Annotated in this window: 3 protein-coding genes; 2 read left to right on the plus strand and 1 reads right to left on the minus strand. The window is 58.8% G+C overall.

Going from position 1 to position 1,551, the window contains the following annotated elements:
• Positions 1 to 589: IS30 family transposase (locus tag CXY73_RS00080; RefSeq protein WP_158253953.1), on the plus strand; the 589-nt coding region annotated here is incomplete at its 5' end.
• Between the two features lie 67 nt (positions 590 to 656).
• Here the strand turns inward: CXY73_RS00080 and CXY73_RS00085 are convergent.
• Positions 657 to 932, minus strand: a complete 276-nt coding sequence (locus CXY73_RS00085; RefSeq protein WP_104176388.1) for a DUF3099 domain-containing protein — start codon at positions 930 to 932, stop codon at positions 657 to 659.
• Between the two features lie 150 nt (positions 933 to 1,082).
• On the opposite strand from CXY73_RS00085, the gene CXY73_RS00090 reads away from it, so the two are divergent.
• Positions 1,083 to 1,376 carry a transposase gene (locus tag CXY73_RS00090; RefSeq protein ID WP_104176389.1) on the plus strand — a complete coding sequence of 98 codons (294 nt, stop codon included), beginning with the start codon at positions 1,083 to 1,085 and terminating at the stop codon, positions 1,374 to 1,376.
• The last annotated feature ends 175 nt before the right edge of the window (positions 1,377 to 1,551 follow it).

The raw sequence follows: 1,551 nt of genomic DNA on the forward strand, positions 1-1,551 counted from the left end.
CCACCCGAGGGTGATCGACACACTACGACAGTCCCGAAATCACCCACCACAACAACGTAAGGAAGGCGACCTCATCATCGGAACGGATGGGTCGGCGATCGGCACCCTCGTGGAACGCACGACCAAAGTCACAATGCTCATCCACCTGCCGGCGATGGAAGGCTACGGGGTGCAGCCGCGGGTCAAGAATGGTCCAGCGTTGGCTGGGCATGGGGCCGAGGCCACGAGGAAGGCTCTGGTGATCCAGATGGGTGCTCTGCCGGCAGCGATGCGCCGATCATTGACCTGGGATCGAGGCAAGGAGCTGGCCCAGCACGTGGAATTCACGCATGCGACCGGGATTGCCGTCTACTTCGCTGACGCCCACAGCCCGTGGCAACGACCATTGAATGAAAACACGAACGGACTGCTGCGCCAATACTTCCCCAAAGGCACCGACCTCGCACGATGGGGCGCTCATGAACTCGACGCCGTTGCTCTGACGCTCAACAACCGGCCACGCAAAATCCTTGGCTGGAAAACCCCCACCGAGATCTGGGCAGAGCATTTATTATTGACCGAACGGGCCGGTGTTGCGACGACCAATTGAATCCACCCCTAGGCCGATCATCGGATCGTAGCTACCATCGGACCTGTCGCGGCAACCGCGTAAGCATTCATTTGGCCTCGTCGTCACCGCGGTAGAGTTCGACGCCGCCCGGCTGTAATACGTCAGTTCCGTTGGGAGCAATCTTGACGTTTGCGACCACGACAGCGAAGTACGGCAACAGAATCGCACCGAGCGCACACAACACGAGCCACCAGCCCTGTACGAACAGCATGAGCACAATGCAGACGACACGGATTCCCATGGCCATCGAATATTTGATCATCCGGTTGCGTCGTTCGGCCTCGGGGGAGGCGGGGAGCGAGGTGATCGACTGCTGCTTCATAGGTCCATCCGGTTCGTCAACGGTGGAAAATCCATCACATCAAGGCTACGTTCGCACAGTGGCATGGGTGCACCAGAAAAATAACACCCCCGTCATGCGGCGGGTGCGCCCGTATGGTGAATTGAGACAGACGTTAGGAGAATCTGTTTCATGAGTAATCGTCGTAAATTCAGCGCCGATTTCCGGGCCGAGGCCGTCGAGCTGGTGATTTCATCGGGCCGGCCGATCGCTCAAGTGGCGCCCGAGATCGGGGTCGTCGAGGGAACGCTGGGCAACTGGGTTCGCGTCTGGAAAGAGGAACATCCCGAGGCCGGCGGTGCTGGCAAACCGGGCCCGGTCGAGTGGGCCAAATGCAAGGCTTTACAAGCTGAGAATGCTGAGCTGAAGAGGGAGATCGAATTCCTGGGTTATCCCGAGGTCCGGATTATGCCGATGTTCGCGTAGTGGTGCTGATCAGAGGCTATTTCCGCAGGGAAAGCTCGGCATAATCCGGTTATAGGTTCTCCAGGAAACTTAGGACTATCGTCGCGCACGGCGCTCACAGACGGGCTGGACATGGTGATGATTCCTGATTCTCGCCCTACGTCACACGGCGGACTTGCTCTGAGGTGCTGGCCTC

It is taken from the genome of Cryobacterium sp. Y50, assembly GCF_002929805.1.
Classification (GTDB): Bacteria; Actinomycetota; Actinomycetes; order Actinomycetales; family Microbacteriaceae; genus Cryobacterium.